Here is a 1,019-nt window from a genome sequence, read left to right as displayed (position 1 = left end):
GGTTACATTCCGAACCCGGAAGCTAAGCCTCACAGCGCCGATGGTACTGCAGGGGGGACCCTGTGGGAGAGTAGGACGCCGCCGAACAATCATTCCAAAAAGACCCCCTCCCGTTCGGGAGGGGGTCTTTTTGCGTTAGCCTCTGCCAATGCAGAACCTGACCCTGACCTGGCAGTCCGCCGGGGGTGCCGCCGTCGGCCTCTACGGTGGCGCGTACGTTGCCGCGCGGGTCCGGAAGCCGGGGGTCTCGGCGCTGCTGCGGGAGGCCGGCACCCTGCTGGCGCTGTTCGCGCTCTGGCAGTTGGTGGGGCATCTGTCGGTGATGAGCGCCGACCACGCGTTGGACCGGGCGAGCTGGGTCCACCACACCGAGCAGATCATCGGACTGCCGGACGAGGCGTCCTGGCAGGCGGCGATCACGCCGTACCCGGTGCTGGTGAGGCTGGCGAACTACTACTACGCGGTCATGCACTTCGCCGTGATGCTTGCCGTGCTGCTCTGGGTGTTCCTGCGGCACCGGGAGCGCTACGCGTGGGTGCGCAACACGGTGGTGATCACCACCGCGGTCTGTCTGCTGGTGCAGTTCATCCCGGTGGCGCCGCCGCGGATGCTGCCGCAGAGCGGGTTCGTCGACGTGGCCGCCGAGTACGGGCAGTCGGTGTACGGGGGTGCGGTCGGCGGGGTGGTGGTGGCCGATCAGCTGTCGGCGATGCCGTCGGTGCACGTCGCCTGGTGCGTGCTGGCGGCGGTCGCGGTGGTGCGGGTGTCGCCGAGCCCGTTCCGCTGGGTGATGGTGTTGCATCCGGTGCTGACGGTCGCGGTGGTCGTGGTGACAGCCAACCACTTCTGGGCGGACGGCATCGTCGCCGTCGTGATCCTGCTCTTCGCCTACGCCGTCCTGGCGTTGGTGGCGCGCCGACGGGGTCGGGGGGGGGGGGCGGGGGGGGCCCCCCCCCCCCCCCCGGGGGGGGGGCGGGGGGGGGGGAGAAAAAGGAGCCCGCGGGGGCCCCCGCCCCCGC

Annotated in this window: 1 protein-coding gene and 1 rRNA gene; both read left to right on the top strand. The window is 70.9% G+C overall.

The window, feature by feature from the left end; genetic code table 11:
* Window positions 1–87 (top strand): 5S ribosomal RNA (gene rrf / locus ACFVWU_RS45005); the annotation flags it as partial.
* Window positions 88–148: 61 nt separating this feature from the next.
* On the top strand, window positions 149–1,019 hold an 871-nt coding region (locus ACFVWU_RS45000), incomplete at its 3' end, for a phosphatase PAP2 family protein (RefSeq protein WP_387632550.1).

This window comes from Kitasatospora sp. NPDC058190, from assembly GCF_042883685.1.
GTDB lineage: Bacteria > Actinomycetota > Actinomycetes > Streptomycetales > Streptomycetaceae > Kitasatospora.
This window is presented reverse-complemented; position numbering and strand designations above follow the sequence as displayed.